The 17,791-nt window shown below is 58.3% G+C and carries 12 protein-coding genes and 2 pseudogenes; 7 read left to right on the top strand and 7 right to left on the bottom strand.

The genetic code is table 11. From position 1 onward, the window contains the following. Positions 1-65: 65 nt before the first annotated feature. Positions 66-986, bottom strand: a complete 921-nt coding sequence (locus RBH71_RS23545) for a sugar kinase (RefSeq protein WP_003513625.1) — start codon at positions 984-986, stop codon at positions 66-68. Positions 987-1,141: 155 nt separating this feature from the next. On the opposite strand from RBH71_RS23545, the gene RBH71_RS23540 reads away from it, so the two are divergent. Then, entirely contained in the window at positions 1,142-2,806 is a 1,665-nt protein-coding gene (locus tag RBH71_RS23540; protein WP_003513623.1) for an alpha-glucosidase family protein, read from the top strand. After that, entirely contained in the window at positions 2,803-3,258 is a 456-nt protein-coding gene (gene aac(6') / locus RBH71_RS23535) for an aminoglycoside 6'-N-acetyltransferase (protein WP_003513621.1), read from the top strand. Before RBH71_RS23540 ends, aac(6') begins: the two co-directional genes overlap by 4 nt. 242 nt (positions 3,259-3,500) lie before the next feature. On the opposite strand, the gene ade is transcribed toward aac(6'), so the two are convergent. Beyond that, positions 3,501-5,195 (bottom strand): adenine deaminase, encoded by a 1,695-nt coding sequence (gene ade, locus RBH71_RS23530; RefSeq protein WP_111800990.1) that lies wholly within the window; start codon positions 5,193-5,195, stop codon positions 3,501-3,503. 276 nt (positions 5,196-5,471) lie between these two features. Between ade and RBH71_RS23525 the strand changes: the two genes are divergently transcribed. Next, a complete protein-coding gene (locus RBH71_RS23525; protein ID WP_003513616.1) occupies positions 5,472-6,416 on the top strand; it encodes an HD-GYP domain-containing protein in 945 nt (314 codons plus the stop codon). 76 nt (positions 6,417-6,492) lie between these two features. Here RBH71_RS23525 and RBH71_RS23520 read toward each other — a convergent pair whose 3' ends face one another. Next, a complete protein-coding gene (locus RBH71_RS23520; protein ID WP_003513614.1) occupies positions 6,493-8,682 on the bottom strand; it encodes an anthranilate synthase in 2,190 nt (729 codons plus the stop codon). A 282-nt stretch (positions 8,683-8,964) separates the two neighbouring features. On the opposite strand from RBH71_RS23520, the gene RBH71_RS23515 reads away from it, so the two are divergent. Further along, on the top strand, positions 8,965-9,861 hold the full coding sequence (locus tag RBH71_RS23515; RefSeq protein ID WP_080797961.1) for an extensin family protein: 897 nt from the start codon (positions 8,965-8,967) through the stop codon (positions 9,859-9,861). A 55-nt stretch (positions 9,862-9,916) separates the two neighbouring features. On the opposite strand, the gene RBH71_RS23510 is transcribed toward RBH71_RS23515, so the two are convergent. Further along, positions 9,917-12,157 carry a TonB-dependent hemoglobin/transferrin/lactoferrin family receptor gene (locus RBH71_RS23510; protein ID WP_003513609.1) on the bottom strand — a complete coding sequence of 747 codons (2,241 nt, stop codon included), beginning with the start codon at positions 12,155-12,157 and terminating at the stop codon, positions 9,917-9,919. Positions 12,158-12,516: 359 nt separating this feature from the next. Here RBH71_RS23510 and RBH71_RS23505 point away from each other — a divergent pair. Together RBH71_RS23505 and RBH71_RS23500 are read left to right on the top strand one after the other, a co-directional pair. Further along, a pseudogene (locus RBH71_RS23505) lies at positions 12,517-13,039 on the top strand (TIGR00645 family protein). A 100-nt stretch (positions 13,040-13,139) separates the two neighbouring features. Beyond that, a complete protein-coding gene (locus RBH71_RS23500) occupies positions 13,140-13,856 on the top strand; it encodes a helix-turn-helix transcriptional regulator (protein ID WP_003513606.1) in 717 nt (238 codons plus the stop codon). Positions 13,857-13,882: 26 nt separating this feature from the next. Here the strand turns inward: RBH71_RS23500 and RBH71_RS23495 are convergent, their stop codons facing one another. The 3 genes and pseudogenes from RBH71_RS23495 to RBH71_RS23485 all read right to left on the bottom strand — a co-directional run bounded on the left by RBH71_RS23495 (position 13,883) and on the right by RBH71_RS23485 (position 16,427). After that, complete coding sequence (locus RBH71_RS23495; RefSeq protein WP_003513603.1) at positions 13,883-15,040, bottom strand: DUF2333 family protein; 1,158 nt, start codon at positions 15,038-15,040, stop codon at positions 13,883-13,885. Positions 15,041-15,278: 238 nt separating this feature from the next. Beyond that, positions 15,279-15,730, bottom strand: a pseudogene (locus RBH71_RS23490) (pseudoazurin). Positions 15,731-15,845: 115 nt separating this feature from the next. Then, on the bottom strand, positions 15,846-16,427 hold the full coding sequence (locus tag RBH71_RS23485; protein WP_003513599.1) for a thymidine kinase: 582 nt from the start codon (positions 16,425-16,427) through the stop codon (positions 15,846-15,848). Between the two features lie 286 nt (positions 16,428-16,713). On the opposite strand from RBH71_RS23485, the gene RBH71_RS23480 reads away from it, so the two are divergent. Next, the gene (locus RBH71_RS23480) at positions 16,714-17,616 is read left to right on the top strand and encodes a choline ABC transporter substrate-binding protein (RefSeq protein ID WP_233283658.1); all 903 of its coding nucleotides are present in this window, start codon (positions 16,714-16,716) and stop codon (positions 17,614-17,616) included. Positions 17,617-17,791 lie beyond the last annotated feature (175 nt).

Genomic DNA, 17,791 nt, shown 5'->3' with positions numbered 1-17,791 from the left:
GTAATGCACGCTCCTGGTCATCCCTGTGACAAGCACAGGTGTCAGGAAGCCGGTTCCGTCTGGCATCATCCGACCAGCGGAAGAAGCTCGGGGCTGATCAGCGCGCCGTGATGGCCGATGACGGTTGCCGCTGCCCGTGCGGCAAAGACGGCGGCGTCATGCGGCGAACTGCCGGTTACATATCGGGCGAGAAACGCGCCGTTGAAACTGTCGCCTGCACTTGTCGTATCCACCACATCCACGGCTTCTACCGCCGGAGCGTGGCTGCGTGCGCCGCTGAAATCGAGTGTCGCACCCTTTGCGCCATCCTTGACGACGATGTTGGCGACGCCGAGCGCACGGTAACGCTCGATTGTGGCCTCGACGGATGTGTCACCAAAATGGCTGGCTTCGTCATCGAAACTCGGCATTACCAGCGTTGCGGCGCGTGCGCCGTTGGTAATCGTCTCCAGCATCGTGTCCTTGTCGGACCAGAGGCGCGGGCGGATGTTCGGGTCGAAGACCACGGGCTTGCCCGCTGCCTTGGCGCGGCGCAGTTCCGCAAGGAAAGTATCTACATCGTGGGGCGAAGCGAGAATGGCGAGCGTGATGCCAGAAAAATAGATGACGTCGGCGCTTTCCACCGTCTTGCGCAGGTGGTCCGCATCTGCTGCGAGTTGCCTTGCTGCGGCGGCGTTGCGCCAATAGCTGAAGGTGCGCTCACCATCCTTGAGGTTGATGAGGTAAAGGCCGGGTGTGCCGCCCTTGATGCGGCGGATTTTTTCCGTGCCGATACCGGCATCTGCAATGAAGGCCAGCATGTCCTGCGAAAGAGGATCGTCGCCGAGTGCCGTGAAATAATCGACGGACCAGTCTTCTGGCAGACAGGCACGTGCATACCATGCCGTATTGAAGGTATCACCGGCAAAACCCTTGCGCAGCAGCCCGTTTCCGGCCTGCGACAGTTCCACCATACATTCGCCAATCGACAGAAACCGTCCGCCCACGCCGTCATCCTCCACTTACTTTACCTTCGGGATTACGACGACAGGAGGTGCCTGACAAGCCCGCTTCGAGGTGATTTTGGGCATTTGCGAAGTTCCGGTTTACGCAGGGACAGCTGCTTTATATTCTCGGACCAACCCTCATCAGGAGATCGCTCATGCCGACAACCCATGCCCCGGTCCACAAATCCCAAGCGCAATCGGACTGGTGGAAGGGGGCGGTGATCTATCAGGTATATCCGCGATCCTTTCAGGATACGACCGGGGACGGTTACGGCGATCTTGCCGGGGTGACGAAGCGGCTGTCCTACATCGCCTCGCTCGGCGTCGATGCCATCTGGCTCTCGCCTTTCTTCACCTCCCCCATGGCCGATATGGGCTATGACGTTTCCGATTATTGCAATGTCGATCCGATGTTCGGCACGCTTGCCGATTTCGATGCATTGATGGCCGAGGCGCACCGGCTGGGGCTGAAAGTCATCATCGACCAGGTGATTTCGCATACATCCGATAAGCATCCCTGGTTCGTGGACAGCCGTGCAAGCCGCATCAACAGCAAGGCGGACTGGTATGTCTGGGCCAATCCCAAACCGGATGGCACGGCGCCCACCAACTGGCTTTCCGTGTTCGGCGGGCCGGCATGGGAATGGGATGGCGTGCGCAAGCAATATTACATGCACAGCTTTCTCGCCTCGCAGCCGGATCTCAATTTTCACAATCCGGATGTTCAGGATGCGCTTCTGGAAACCGTACGGTTCTGGCTCGATCGCGGCGTGGACGGTTTTCGTCTCGATACCGTCAATCACTATTTCCACGACAAGCTGTTGCGCGACAACCCGCCGCTTTTGGACGACGAAAGCTTTGGCCTCGATGCGTCCGACGTCAATCCTTACGGCATGCAGGATCATCTCTACGACAAGACGCGGCCGGAAAACGTGGCCTTCCTCCAGCGCTTCCGCGCGCTTCTCGATGAATATGAGGGCCGCGCCACCGTGGGCGAGGTGGGGGACGGCGCACGCTCGCTGAAGACGGTCGCGGCCTACACATCCGGCAACGACAAACTCAACATGTGCTATACCTTCGATCTGCTCGGCCCGGATTTCAGCGCAAAACACCTGCGGGGCTCGGTCGAGACCTTTGGCAAGGTGGTGACGGATGGTTGGGTGTGCTGGGCCTTTTCCAACCACGATGTGGTGCGCCATCTGAGCCGGTTTTCCGAAGGCTCCGAGGAGCAGACGCGGGTTGCGAAGCTCGCCATCTGCGTTCTCGCCAGCCTACGGGGCTCGATATGTCTGTATCAGGGTGAGGAGCTGGGCCTGACCGAGGCCGAACTGGCCTTCGAGGATTTGCGTGACCCCTACGGCATTCGCTTCTGGCCCGCCTTCAAGGGGCGTGACGGGTGCCGCACGCCGATGGTGTGGGAAACCGGCAAGCCGAATGCGGGTTTTTCAAGCGCGGAAAAGCCGTGGCTGCCGGTGCCCTATGTCCACGCCATGCAGGCGGCGGATGCGCAGGAGCGCAAGCCGGACTCGGTTCTTAACCACTACCGCGCGGTCTTGTCCTTCCGCAAAACCCATGGAGCATTGCGCGACGGCGATATGGACTTCATCAAGACCAATCTCGATGTGCTGGCCTTCACGCGCCACAAGGGTGACGAAAAACTGCTGTTCGTTTTCAACCTGACGCGTGAGGCGGTGGAATTTCCTATCCCGAAGGGTATGGAGGTCACGGATATCCTGCCGATGCCGGGTTTTGAGCCTTTGTTCGACGCCGGGATCGTGAAGCTTGAGGGGTTGGACGTGTTTTGCGGGGTCGTCGCTTGAGCCTGCAATTTTCCATCAGGGACGCCGCAGCATCTCTGGATGACTGGTCCCTTTTGCGCCACCGTTTATGGCCCGATGCCTCTGTTGCCGACCACAGGGCGGAATTGCAGAACCTATCCGACAACGACGCCGGTTTCATTGCCTATGATCTGGTCGGAATGGCCATCGGTTTTGCCGACGTCAGCCTCCGGCGGGATTATGTCAACGGATGCAATACCTCGCCTGTTGCGTTTCTCGAAGGCGTTTATGTGGAGGAGGAATTCCGCGGTCAGGGCGTTGGCGCGGCATTGATCGCCGAGGTCACCCGCTGGGCGATCAGCAAGGGTGTGAGCGAACTTGCCTCCGATGCCAATATTGCCAATGTCGATTCACACCGTATGCATGCGGCGCTGGGGTTTGAGGAGACCGAACGGGTGGTTTATTTCCGCAAGCTGCTGCCATCGCATTCATGACTTGCCGATGCTGTAAGTCAGCCGATTTAGCAATCCGTCCGTTTCGCCTTCTTTTTTATGCGGACGTCGCTCGGCTCATTTATTCTTATTCCGGTAACTTGCGCCACGCCTATTTTGGCAGGGTCGCGGGCAAATATTATTACGTGACCTGGCCTGCAGAAACGAAAATCTGAGACGGCTCGCGCCGTCTCAGAAACGCGGCATAAGCAGATTACGCTGTTTCCAGCCGATAAACTCCGTCGTCAGATCAGTGCAAACCGATCCACATCCACCATGCCCATGTCGGAAATCTTCAGGTGCGGGATGACGGGTAGCGGCAGGAAAGCCACCTGCAGGAAGGGCTCCTCGAGCGTCGTGCCGAGCGCATAGGCTGCCTTTCGCAGGGTGTGGAGCGTGTCTCGCACCGTTTCGTAAGGTTCGAGGCTCATCAACCCGGCGACCGGGAGCGCAATCTCGCCCGTCACCTTGCCGTCTTCGACTACCACGAAACCGCCCTTGATTTCGCCGAGCCGGTTGGCGGCCAGCGCCATGTCGTCCTCGTTAACGCCGACAACGCAGATATTGTGGCTGTCATGACCGACAGTGGAGGCGATGGCGCCCTTCTTCAGCCCGAAGCCCTGCACGAAGCCGTTGGCGTGGTTGCCGTTCTTGCCATGGCGCTCGATGACGGCGACCTTGATGATGTCGTTTGCGAGATCGACAGTCGTCTGGTTGCCGTCCGTCGGCAGCGTGTAGCGGCGATGTTCGGTGATGATCTTGCCGGGGAGCACGCCCATCACCGGGGTCTCGCCTTGCGCGACCGGCACGCCGAAATGGGCGGCGAGCACTGGTCTTGCCTTGACGCTGTCAAGACCGACGGGCGCGACCGGCTTGCGGGTGGCAAACAGCGCGTCATCGACGATACGGCCGCCGGAGAAGACCATGCCGGCCTTGCAGTTCTGCAAGGTGTCGATCACCACGAGGTCGGCACGCCAGCCCGGTGCGATAAGACCGCGATCACGCAGGCCGAAGGCCTTTGCGGCGGAAATCGAGGCGGCGCGGTAGATGGCGAGCGGTTCCACGCGGTTGGCGATTGCAGTGCGGATCATATAATCGAGATGACCCTGTTCGGCGATGTCGAGTGGGTTGCGGTCATCGGTGCAAAGCGCAAGATAAGGCGACAGACGCTCGGTGATAACAGGCATCAGGGCGTGCAGGTCTTTTGAGACCGAGCCTTCGCGCACGAGAATATGCATGCCCTTGCGGATCTTTTCCAAAGCCTCGGCAGCACTGGTGCACTCATGTTCGGTGCGGATGCCGGCTGCCAGATATCCGTTCAGCGCCGTTCCCGACAGAAGCGGCGCGTGTCCGTCGATATGCTGTCCCTGAAAGGCTTCGAGTTTTGCCATGCATACCGGGTCTTTGTGGATGACACCCGGAAAATTCATGAATTCGGCAAGGCCGATAACCTTCGGATGATCACGGAACGGCAGCAGTTTTTCGATCGGCAGATCGGCGCCCGAGGTTTCCAGATGGGTTGCGGGCACGCAGGACGAGAGCTGCACGCGGATGTCCATGATGGTTTCCATGGAACTGTCCAGGAAGAACCGAAGCCCCTCCGCGCCCAGAACATTGGCGATCTCATGCGGGTCGCAGATGGCGGTGGTAACGCCGTAGGGCAGAACGCAGCGGTCGAATTCGTGCGGCGTCACCAGCGATGATTCGATGTGGAGATGGGTATCGATGAAACCTGGAACGACGATTTTCCCCGAAATGTCGATTTCCCGGCGACCCTTGTAGCTTTCGCAAGTTCCAACGATGGTATCGCCGCATATGGCGATGTCGGAGGCAACAAGTTCTCCAGTTACGAGGTCGAAGAATCGTCCGCCCTTGAGAACTATATCTGCCGGTTCACGGCCCGTACCCTGATCGATGCGCGTTTCAAGTTTCGAATTCATGCGGCTTTTCTTCGGCTCCTGGTTTACGTCGTTCGCGAGAATTTTCAGTATTTACATTCTTAGGTTGTTTCTTGACTTAATCGAATTGATTCTTTGCGTTTTAAATATATCCAGAGTAAAAAATTTTCATATTCGTGCTATCTTATGTTTAAGTTCCAAAATTGAACAATGTTAGGAATGCGTAACTTACCCTTGGAGGGATACCGGTTGGTCCCGGTCTTTTCAGCAATTGCCAGCGGAGGTTACCATTCCCGGGAAGGAAAATAAAAGCGTCTGATGCTCAAACGAATTTCTACCCAGCAATTGACGGTTGGCATGTTTATCGAAGCGGTCGAGGGAGCGCTTTCGAACAGCGAATTTTTGCAGCGATATCGATTTCTTCTGCGCCATGAAGAGTTGATGCGTCAATTGAAATTGAGCGGCGCTGAAAGCATCATCATCAATACGGCCAAGGGAAACGATATCGAGGGTAGGCCGTACTCTGGAACCGTCCCGCCGCGATTAAACAATGGCCCCGAAACCATGGCTGCCATCACCCATGCCGTGCGCTCTGCCGCCGATGCCATTGCCGAGACATTTGCCGTTGCCGAAGCCGGTGGCTGCGTGTCCCTCAAGGGCATGACAGCGGCGGCCGGCAAGATTTCCGATGCGGTCCAGTCGAACCCGGCGATTTTCATCGGCGTTACCCGGTTGAAGTCGAAGGACGAGACGACCTTCGTGCATTCGGTTTCCGTCAGCGGGTTGATGATCCATTTTGGCAATTATCTCGGGCTGGACAAGGAAACGGTCGATCTGCTCGGCATCAGCGGCCTGCTGCACGATATCGGCAAGGTGGAAATTCCTTCGTCGATCCTCAACAAGGCGGAAGGGTTAAGCGCCACCGAGCGGGAAATCATCAATCTTCATCCAACGTTTGGCCGGGATATCTTGTCTCGCAACGAGCAGATGCCGGCCATGGTTCTGGATGTCTGCTTCAATCATCACGAGCGCATTGATGGCGGCGGTTATCCCAGCGGCTGCGCCGGAAACGAGATCAGTCTTTACGCGCGCATTGCGGCGATCTGCGATGTCTATGACGCCGTAACCTCGGTTCGGCCCTACAAGAAGCCGTGGACGGCAAACGAAGCGCTGACGTGGATGTTGCGCCGGGAAGGCCACTTCGACATGCAACTTTTGAAGAAATTCGCGCTGTGCATTTCCACATCGCTGCCGCGTAGCTAGGCAGCAGGCGATCTCGAAGTCGCGCTGTTTGAGGCTTGCCCGGCGGCGCCGAAGTGACGCCGCCGATGCAGGATGTTTACGCTGCCTTGGTTTTCGCCTTGCGGGTGAGATGCACCACGACGTTCTCGATCATGCGCATGCCGGCATCCTGGCCGAGAGTCATGATCGATTCCGGGTGGAACTGAACGGCGGCTACCGGTTCCTTGGCGTGTTCGATGCCCATGATCGTGCCGTCTTCACTTTCCGCGGTGATGATGAAATCACGCGGAAGGGTGGAAGGGTCGGCGAAAATCGAGTGGTAGCGACCCACGGTCACTTCCTTGCCGAGACCGGAGAAGACCAGGCCTGGCTCCAGCACGCGGATGCGTGAGGGCTTGCCATGCATTGGTACCGCAAGTTGACGAAGTTCGCCGCCATAGGCTTCCGCCAGCGCCTGAAGACCGAGGCACACGCCGAAGATCGGCAACTCGCGGGCGCGGGCGGCCTTGATCGTCGCCTTGCAGTCGAAATCCGTCGGGCTGCCCGGTCCGGGCGAAAGCACGACGAGATCGGGCTGGAAGCGGTCGAAGACCTCCGCTGCGACCGGCGTTCTGACGGTGGAAACCGTGGCGCCCGTCTGGCGGAAATAATTCGCCAGCGTGTGCACGAAACTGTCTTCGTGATCGACCAGCAGGATCTTGACGCCGGTGCCCACCTTGGCGGCATCGCGCTTGGTGGCGGCCGAGTTTGTGGCTTTTGCATCGCGAATGGCCGCGATCATGGCGGATGCCTTCAGTTCGGTTTCGGCTTCTTCTTCCTGCGGATTGGAATCATTGAGAAGCGTCGCACCGGCGCGGACTTCCGCGATGCCATCCTTGATACGGATGGTGCGCAGCGTAAGCCCGGTATTCATGTCGCCGTTGAAACCGACCATGCCGATTGCACCGCCATACCAGGCGCGCGGGCTCTTTTCATGACTTTCAATGAAGCGCATGGCCCAGAGCTTCGGTGCGCCGGTGACGGTGACGGCCCAGGCGTGGCTGAGGAAGCCATCGAAGGCATCCATGTCGTCGCGCAGACGGCCCTCGATGTGGTCGACCGTGTGGATGAGGCGCGAATACATCTCGATCTGGCGGCGGCCGATGACCTTCACCGAACCCGGCTCGCAGACGCGGCTCTTGTCATTGCGGTCCACATCCGAGCACATGGTCAGTTCGGACTCGTCCTTCTTCGAATTCAGCAGCTTCAGGATCTGCTCGCTGTCGGCAATCGGGTCGTCGCCACGCTTGATGGTGCCTGAAATCGGGCAGGTCTCAATGCGACGGCCGGAGACGCGCACGAACATTTCCGGCGAAGCACCGACCAGATATTCCTGATGACCGAGATTGATGAAGAAGGAATAGGGCGAGGGGTTTATCGCCTTCAGGCGGCGGGAGATCGCCGATGGATTGCTTTCGCAGCGCTCCATGAACTTCTGGCCGGGAACGACCTCGAACAGATCGCCGCGTCGGAAGCTTTCCTTGGCTTTCACCACCAGCTCGGAATATTCGCCGGGACGGTGATCGCCCTTGGGCGGGATCGTGTCGGTGGTCTTGAAGGGATCGGGCGCGATCTCTGAGGACTTGCCGTCCGTCGTTACACCGTCCTTCTCGAAATCGTAACGGTCGATCCAGGCCTTGGCGGAATAATGGTCCACGACGAGAATTTCGTCGGGCAGATACAGCACCATGTCGCGCTGGTCTTCCGGGCGCGCGAGCGAAAGCTTGATCGCGTCGAACTGGAAAGCGAGATCGTAACCGAAGGCGCCGAACAGGCCGATGGCCGAATCCGCATTCGAATAGAACAGGTCGACGATGGCGCGCAGCGCCGTGAAGACGGTCGGGATTTTCGAGCGTTCTTCTTCCGTAAAGACGCGGTCCGGCTCGTTGACCGTGAGGTCGAGACGGCGGACGGAGGATGCGCCCAGCGTCAGATCGGGCGTCGCCTTCAGCTTTTCGGTGATGAAGTCGAGCAGTACTTCGCCGCGACCGTTATAGGCTTCGATCCACATCTGGCGACCGAAGCAGGAAATGCCGAGCGGCGGATCGATGATGGCCGTATCCCAGCGCGTGTAGCGGCCCGGATATTCGTAGTTGGACGAGAAAACCGCGCCGCGATGGGCATCGAGCTTTTCGATGTAGTTGTCGATGGCGCTGGCATATTCGGCGGCGCGACGCTTTCGGCTGACCTTTATGCCGCCTTTCGTCTCGTAGGTTTCCGCTCCGTCATCCTGAATGATCGTTACCATTTCTTTCGCACTTCCCGTTTTTCAGGCCCGATGACAGGCGGCAGAATAACAAAAAAGCCGCCTGAAAATTCGGGCGGCTTGGACTTTGTCTGAAGACATGACTGGTCAAGGCCGCGTAAAGCTGCTCCACCACCAGTTAGCAATGTTCATAGACACGATGTTCATGCGAAAATTGTTAGCCTGCACAATTCGCCTTGGCAAGCGGATTCCGGCGACGGAATGAACCTTACCGGCGCGAGTTGCGTTCCTGTCCTGCTGAAACAGTCAGGAGTGCCCCGGAAAATGCTTCATCGCCTGTGTCTTCTGATGACGAGTCTCGCTCTTATTTCCGCTTCCGAACCGCCGCCACAGGTGCCGGTGCCACAGCCGAAGCCTGGCGAACAGCAAGCACCTGCCACGACGGAAAAGCCGGCCGATAAGGGCGCGCAAACGCCCGAAGACACACCGAAGCCGACCCCCAAGCCGCAACCGCCTGAAGAAGGAAAATCCGACGCGGAAGGGAAGGGTGCCGAGGACAAGAAGAAAGATGACAAGGGGCAAAACGGCGGCGAGACGGTAACTCCGGCTGTCGAAGCAACGAAACCCGAGGAAAAACCGCCGGAGCCTGTGAAGCCGGAAGACCCGGCAGAGCTTCAGGCCTGCCTTGGCGCATTGAAGGAAATCGGCGCGGAATTCAAAGAGCTCGAGCCGATCCGCGACGACGAGCAGGGGTGCGGTATCGAAGCGCCGATCGAGCTTTCCGTGGTGCTGCCGGGCATCAAGCTTGAACCATCTGGCACCATGCGCTGCGAAACGGCCCTTGCGCTATCGCGCTGGACAAAGGAGATGATGCTGCCGGCTGCGGCTCTCGCCCTGCCGGACAAAAAGGTAACGGCGATTGCCAATGCCTCGACCTATATTTGCCGCAACCGCAACAGTGCCGAAACCGGCAAGATTTCCGAACATGCCAAGGGCAATGCTGTCGATATTTCCACCATCGCCTTTGACAAGGGCGATCCGCTGGTGATGAAGCCGCGCGGCGAGGATGGAACGGTGGAAGGTGCCTTCCAGCGGACGATCACAGCCGCCGCCTGCCTGTTCTTCCGAACCGTTCTTTCCCCCGGCAGCGACGCGACCCATCAGGATCACCTGCATCTCGACGTGCTGGAGCGAAAGGGAGGTTATCTCTACTGCCGCTGATAAAAAGGGGGCGACCCGAAGGCCGCCCCGACTGGAGATGATGTTCCGACCGGGTTCAGAATTTCTGGGTCAGAGAGATTTTGAAGGTGCGTCCCGCTTCCGTATAGAAGTCGACAGGCTGGTTGACGGTGCTGACGGCATTGGGGTTGACGTCACGGACGCCGACGGCGTTCCAGTATTGCTTGTCGAACAGGTTGTAGACGCCGGCCTGAATACGCAGGCCCTTGGTCTGTTCCGGTTCCCACCAGCCGGTCAGGTTGAAGATGCCGTAACCGGGTGCGTCGTAGGTTGTGGCCACCTTGTCGTCACGCATATGCGAGGAGAAGATGCCGGTGAATTCCGTGCCCCATGTCTCCTGTGCGTAGCCGACGCCGAGGACGGACTTGAACGGCGCCACCGTGCGGATGAATTCGTTGCTGTCTGTGTCTTTGCCATAAGCATAAGCAAGCGACGCATGGGCGAAGAAGCCGTTTGCGAGTTCCTTGCGGACCTTGGCTTCCACTCCGGAGATTTCAACATTGTTGCGGTTGCGATAGGTAAAGAGCGATCCGTTGCCCCTGCCGCCGAAGCCGGGGAACAGCGTCGTCGAGGTCGTGTATTGCTCGATGAAGTTCTTGTACTTGTTGTGGAACAGCGTCAGGCTCCCCGTCAGATCGCCGGATGCGTAATTGGCGCCGATTTCAAAGCCGTTGCTGGTTTCGGGGTTGAGTGCGGAGTTGCCGACCACGGCATAACCGGAGCTGATATTCGAGAAGTTCAGATAAAGCTCGTTGATGGTCGGAGCGCGATAGGCCATCGACCATTGTGCGAAGAGCTGCAATTCCGGCGTCACGTCGTATGTCGCGAGCAGCTTCGGCGAGAAGCGCGAACCGCTATTGCCGCTTGGCAGGCCGAAGGTGTTGTAACCGCTGTTGCTGGATACCGAGCCATCCGGATCGTAATCGTAGGAATCGAAGCGCAGTCCGGGGGTCAGCCTGAAACCGTTTCCAAACGCGATTTCGTCATCGAGATAGAGGCCAAGGCTCTTGCCGCTCACGTCAGGCATGTCCGACTGTGACGATGAGGTCACTCCGCCTGTGTTGGCATAAAGTGCCTGGCTGAAATCGGTTGTCATGGCGTTGCCGCCGAAGCGCACGGTGTGCTGCACGCCGCCGAGTTCGAAGCCGGATTCAAGGCCGCCGACTATGCCGAAAGCGCTGTTGCGCATGCTGTCTTCGCGGATATAGAGCGAGTTGTTGGTCAGCCGGTTGCCAGCGCCAGATTCTTTGGAGAGGCGCGTCCAGTAGAGCGACAGATTGGCTGCATCGATCAGGCTGTCTGTCGACGGCGCTTCATATTCGTAATCAAGCGATACGCGGTCGCGCTCCGTATCCTCGTAGCCGCTGTAGTCGCCAATACGGTAAGTCGATCCCGAGACGCTGACGCCTTGCAGGGTTCGCATGTCGCTGCGATCTCTCAATGAATAACGCTCGGCCGTAAGTCCGATGCGGTGGCCGCCTTCCAGATCCTGGCGGATCTTGAACATCAGGTTGCTTTCGTAGGTATCTGCCGGGTTGGGCTTGGTGCGGCGGGTTCCGTAGATATCGGCGAAGCCCTTATTGTCCGTTTCGTTGCCGCGCTTGTAGGAGCCCTGGAACAGAACCGAGGTGTTTTCGATCTTCTTTGCAACGGCGAGCGATCCGCCGACGCTTCTGTCCTCGCTGTCATAGGTGGTCTTGGCAACACCGCCCCAGTCCTTGCCTTCACCGATCAGGTCTTCCGGTTCAAGCGTGCGCAGAACGAGTGCGCCGCCAAGGGCGCCGGAACCGATGCGGCTGGAATCGGCGCCGCGTACAACGTCAACCGTGGAAAGCGATGAAAAATCAAAGCTCGAACTGGTATCACTCAGGGTCGTCGTCGCCTGTCCCTGACGGGCGAAATTGTTGAAGTAGGGAACGGGAATATTGTCGATCAGGGTCACGACACGGGCGCCGCCCAGACCGCGAATGAACAGGCCGCCGGGCCTGCCGGGCTTGGCATCCACATAATCGACGCCCGGCTCGGTGGAATTTCCGAGGTCCTTGATGCTGCCGATGTCTTTCTTCCTGATGTCTTCCGCCGTCGTCTGGCTTGCAAGCGGTGTGTCGGCGGCTGCATTCGCGCTTTTGACGCGCTTGCCCTTGACCACGATCTTCTCCAGCGTGGTGGTGTCGTTCGTCTGCGACGCGGCATCCTGCGATTGCGCAGGTCCGGCAAAGGGCAGAAGAGACATGGCAGTGCACAAAAACAGCGCCGAATGTGTGCGCGAGATGGACATTAAATACCCCCGGATAAGGCGCGCGCAGAAGCTATGGCGCGCAAAAACGCGCCGCGCTTGCTGTCGCGGCTGAAACTGTTTTGAATTGTTACGGGCAAGCCGATAGCTGAGGACTAAAAAACATGATCATAACTGTCAACATATTATATATGACTTTTATCATCATGTTTTAAAGCATAACGGTGCGTGGCAAAAATGTGACGCTCCGTGAGACTGCATCCGGACCGGTGGAGAGGCCCGAAAATGCCGGGTTCCGGCCAAAGTCCCGACATTGACGCTTGCTAGGATATTCGCAGCCAGTTTAGATGGCGGAAGAATGCATGCTCCAACAATATACAAAAAAGTAATCGGATACGGAAATGAAGTCACTTGAACTGCTCGTCGAGCGGATCATTCTCTCCAGCCGCTGGCTGCTTGTCGTGTTTTATCTCGGGCTCGTTGCGGCGCTGGCGGTTTATGCATTTTCCTTCGTGCTGAAGTTCCTGAAGGTCGCCAAAAACGTTTTCACTTACGACGAGATCGGACATGATCCTCGCCATGCTCGGGCTGATCGATGCGGCGCTGGTCGCGAGCCTTATCGTCATGGTGATGATTTCCGGCTACGAGAATTTCGTCAGCCGTTTCGATGAGGCGGATGACGAGGTTTCGTTTCTGGGCAAGCTTGATGCCGGCAGCCTGAAAATCAAGGTCGCATCGTCGATTGTGGCGATTTCGTCGATCCACCTGCTACAGATATTCCTCAACGCCAGTCAGTATACGGATAGCCAGTTGATGTGGTTCACCATCATCCATCTGGCCTTTGTCGTCTCGGCGGTCATGCTCGGTTTCCTGGAGAAACTGATGGCCAAGCCGAAGGATAAACCCGAAAAACCGGCACTTTAGTCAAGGTGGTCCGCCCGATATGAAGGTTGCAACACTGTTTGCCCATGCCGCCTGGTCGTCGCTTCTGGGTGTCCTGCGCCCACCGCCGGGTGGCGCCTGAATGCCAAAGACGGAGCGCCAGGCCAGACTTTGCCGCGACCTTTCGGCTGCCATTGACAGACCCCAATGGCTGGCGGCGCTGCAGCAGGTGATGCAGGCGTTCAGTTATTCCTACGTGACCTTGCTGAAGCTGCCGAGCATTCGCAATGCCTATGCCCTGCCGATAGTGGTGGAAAGCAGCCTGCCGGTGTGGGTGGTGAATGCGATGACCCGGGACGGTGAACTTGCAGATTGCCCCGTCATAAAGCGCGGCGCTTCATCGATGATGCCGCAATACTGGTCTCTTGACGATAAGGACATCAACTCCGGCTCGCTGTTGGAAGTCTCAACCTTGCTGCGCGGCATGGGAATCACTTCCGGTCTTCTGGTGCCGGTGAACGGCATGGACGGAAACCGGCATCTGATGAATTTCGCAGGCGATTGCGATGTCCTGTCGCAGGGTTCGCTGAACGAGCTGTGCATGATCGCCCTTCACGCCCTGGAGGCCTACGACCGGCTTTGTCGTGCAGGCTCAAAACTCCCCTCACCACTGACGAAGCGGGAACTCGACGTGGTTCGCTGGACTGCGCAGGGCAAGACCTCCGTGGAGATTGCCGAGCTTCTGTCCATCTCGGAGCACACCGTCAATACCTATATGAACAACGCCATTCGCAAGCTGGATTGCGTCAACCGCGCGCAGCTGGTGGCCAAGACAATACGCCTTGGCCTGATAAGCTGATTTTCATGCCGGTCCAAGCCGTTGACTTACCTGTCGAGAACGGAGCGGAGCTCAACGAGGTTGGAGCGAACGCGCAGAACGTAAAATCCCATGGTGGCAAGGTGCGAGGGCATGATCCAACCGCTTTCGTCGCCGTTGGAAATGATTGCCGGCTGGATGCGTAGCGCCGCACGGGTCTGCCCCAGGGTGTCATTCCACAGATTGGTCAGATTGCGTTCGCGAATAACCTGCGCGAAGTCCGATCCGGCTGCCGACAGCACGCCGTAATAACCATAGAGCTGGCCATAGGCGAACCAGAAACGGTCGTCCGCGCGAGTGTCGAACCAGCCGCCATTATAGTTTTCCGAACGCTCGCGCAGAATGGCCGATGTCGAGCCAATATCGCCGGCAATGCGGTCGATGAACTGGATGAGGTTATCGGCGCGTGTATCGAAGACGGCCTTGCAGGCGGTCAGTTCACCGTTAAATGCCTGGAAGCTGCGGATGGCGGCGCGATAGTAGCTCGGTGTCGGTGTTTTGGGGCCAAACGGATCGAGGCCGAAATACCAGGAATATTCGCTGAACTGCATGTTCCCGCGCGCTTCCTGGAGATTGTTGTTGATACCGGAGGTTCCACGAACGCGACCGAGCGTATCCACCAGTTCCACCGCGGTGCGGCGCACCGCCTGGTTCACGCCGCGCTGGAAGGACGCCTTGTTGTCCAGAAATGGCGTGCTGTCCCAGTCGATGCCGAAGAGGCCAAGACGATAGAGCAGCATGGAGGAAATCCATGCATTCTGATTGACGTTGAAATCGGTGAGATCGGCGGCAGCATCGACGATAGCCGAGCGCTGGCATACCGGTGCGGAGGTGTTTGCGGCAGCACCGGTGGCGCCGGCGGCGGCCGTGGGTGTCGCAGCCGGCAATTCCTGCCCGGGCGGCACCGTGCGCTCGGCAAGCTTGTAACGGGAAATATAATCCGGGTCGAAATTCGTCCAGACCTGCGTTTGCCAGAAGAAGTATCCGTAAAAGCCGGCCAGAAGGATGAGCACCAGAGCGATCGGACCCTTGATGATCCAGTTGCGGTCGCGATACCAGCCGTGGGCGGCCATGAAAGGCCACAGAAGCCAGGCGACGACCAGACCGGCGGCCTTGCCGATGGCGTTGAAGGCTGCCTGAATCAAAGCGGTTATCCGGTCGATCATGTCGTCATAGTCTCCTCTGCCCGTGGGGCTGAACGCCGGAAGGAACAACCGCGGTTCGGCCATGCGCCTTTTGGCGCTTCGCAACAACCGCGGTCGTTTACTGTCTTCCAGATATGTCCCTACCCACCGGGATACAACATGATTGCGAAACTTTTCTCAACCTGCGGTCCGCGCGGGTCGTTCCCGTGTTCCGGAACTACGCGTGGAGCATGTATCGCCTTAACAAGGTGACAGGCGGTTACAGACCGAGCTTGGCAATTTCGGCGTCCAGCCGCTCCGCGCCTTTTTCGGCAGCTTGCCGGTCTTTATGGCATCCAGATTGGCCGGTGCGGCATCGCCGACCACAACGAGGGCGACCATGCCCATGCCGAGATGCGGCGTGCATTTGACGACGTATGCGCCGTCCTTCTCGACGGTCAGTTTCACCGTCTCGTTCATCTTGCCCTTGAAGTCCGCAACGCCCTCGGGAAGCATTTCCTTGACGGCAGCCGCATCATGACCCTTGTCGACGGGCACGAAGGAAATGACGTCGCCGACAGCTGCCTTGACGGTTGCCGGTTCAAAGACCATCGCCTGACCGTCGCTGCCCTTGTTGAGCATCTTCACCTCGATTTCGGCCGACAGGGCGGGAAAGGCGAGGAGGGCAGCAGCGATGGCAAGGCTGGCGACGGTGGCAGTTTTGTTGTGCATATCTTTTGCTCCTGAGAGAAAGCACATCCCACGCGAATGTGTCCGCATGGTCTTAGCGCAGGAGCAGGGGAGCCATCCTTGCGAAAAATCAAATGCGGCAACCGGCCGCAGACGGTCAGTCGCCCTTGACCGTTTCGACCCAGTGGCGGCGGCAGAAGGAGACGTATTTTTCGTTGCCGCCGACATCGATCTGCGCGCCTTCCTTGACCACATTTCCTTCATTGTCGAAACGGGCGACCATCGTCGCCTTGCGGCCGCAATGGCAGATGGTGCGGATTTCGCGAAGCTCGTCGGCAATGGCGAGCAGTTCCCTGGAGGCCGGGAAAAGCTTGCCCTGAAAATCCGTGCGCAGGCCGTAGGCCATCACCGGAATGTTCAACCGGTCGGCAATACCGGCAAGCTGCCAGACATGGTGTTCGGACAGGAAGTTGGCTTCATCGATAAAAACGCAGGCAACGGGCGCTTCGGCATGCAGGGCCTCCACTTCGGAGAAGATATCGGTGTTTGCGTCGAAGGTCCGTGCGTCGGACGACAGGCCGATGCGCGACGCGACCCGGCCGAAGCCGGCCCGGTCGTCAAAGGCGGCCGTGAAAATCAACGTGCGCATGCCGCGCTCGTGATAATTATAGGATGCCTGTAACAACATGGTCGACTTGCCGGCGTTCATCGCCGCATAATTGAAATAGAGTTTTGCCATCGTCCACTCCCTGTACACCTTCGCGTCTTTTGACGGCGAAGGGCCGGGTTGAAAAGTGCCGCAACGGGAAAAACACAGATTTCCGCATGCCGCAGCTGTCCGTATCGCGGACTAAAAAGCCGGAGATTTTCATCGTCGTGTCGCAAACGGCGGGCCAAAGCACGCAAATGCACGCGAGTTGATTGTGTCCGGCAGATATTGATAATGGCAAGGGAACGAAAAAAGGGAGCAAGCGATGTTTGCAAATAGAAGTCGCTGTCTGGCTTTGGCCGCAGCAATCTCCGTCATGACGTTCAATGCAGCCGGCGCTGCGGAGCCGGCAAGTTGTGGCAAGGTTCGTTTTTCCGATGTGGGCTGGACCGACATCACTGCCACCACAGCGACTGCCACGGTGCTGCTGAAGAGCCTCGGTTATGAAACCGACGTCAAGCTTCTCTCGGTGCCCGTTACCTATACATCCCTGAAAAACAAGGACATCGACGTCTTCCTCGGCAACTGGATGCCGACCATGGAAGGCGATATCGCGCCTTACCGCGACGACAAGTCGGTTGAAACGCTGCGTGAAAACCTGACCGGCGCGAAATACACGCTGGCGACCAATGCCAAGGGTGCTGAACTCGGCATCAAGGATTTCAAGGATATCGCGGCCCATAGCGGCGATCTCGGCGGCAAGATCTACGGCATCGAGCCCGGCAATGACGGCAACCGCCTGATCCTCGACATGGTCGCCAAGGACACCTTCGGGCTGAAGAGTTTCGAGGTGGTCGAATCCTCCGAACAGGGCATGCTGTCGCAGGTTGCCCGCGCGGGGAAATCCGGCGAACCGATCGTGTTCCTCGGCTGGGAACCGCATCCCATGAATACGAATTTCAAGCTGACCTATCTGACCGGCGGTGACGAGGTTTTCGGCCCCAATCTCGGCGGTGCGACGATCTACACCAATGTCCGCAAGGGTTACACCGAGGAATGCCCGAATGTTGGCGTCTTTCTCAAGAACCTGGAATTCTCCCTGCCCATGGAAAACGAGATCATGGGCAAGATCCTGAATGATGGCCTCGAGGGCGAAGCGGCGGCGACTGCCTGGCTGAAGGCCAACCCGGCCGCGATCGAACCCTGGCTTGCCAACGTCAAGACCAAGGATGGCAGCGCTGACGCCTTGCCCGCCGTCAAGAAGGCCTTGGGCCTCTAGGTTGCAGACAACGCATGTATCCGGCCTAACCTTTTAAACAGGCCGGATACTGCAGGAATTACCATGTCCTTTGCATGATCTCGGTCCGCGAATTTTTCTCGCATCCGGGGTCACGCGCGATCCCGGTGTCCGGCAATGCTGTTGCCGGCCGTCGTTTCTGCATTAGCGGCATTTC

The sequence above is a fragment of the Rhizobium sp. AN68 genome, from assembly GCF_030758035.1.
In the GTDB taxonomy this organism is placed as follows: domain Bacteria; phylum Pseudomonadota; class Alphaproteobacteria; order Rhizobiales; family Rhizobiaceae; genus Agrobacterium; species Agrobacterium tumefaciens.
Note: the sequence above shows the minus strand (reverse complement) of the source record. Positions and strands in the feature narration are given on the sequence as shown.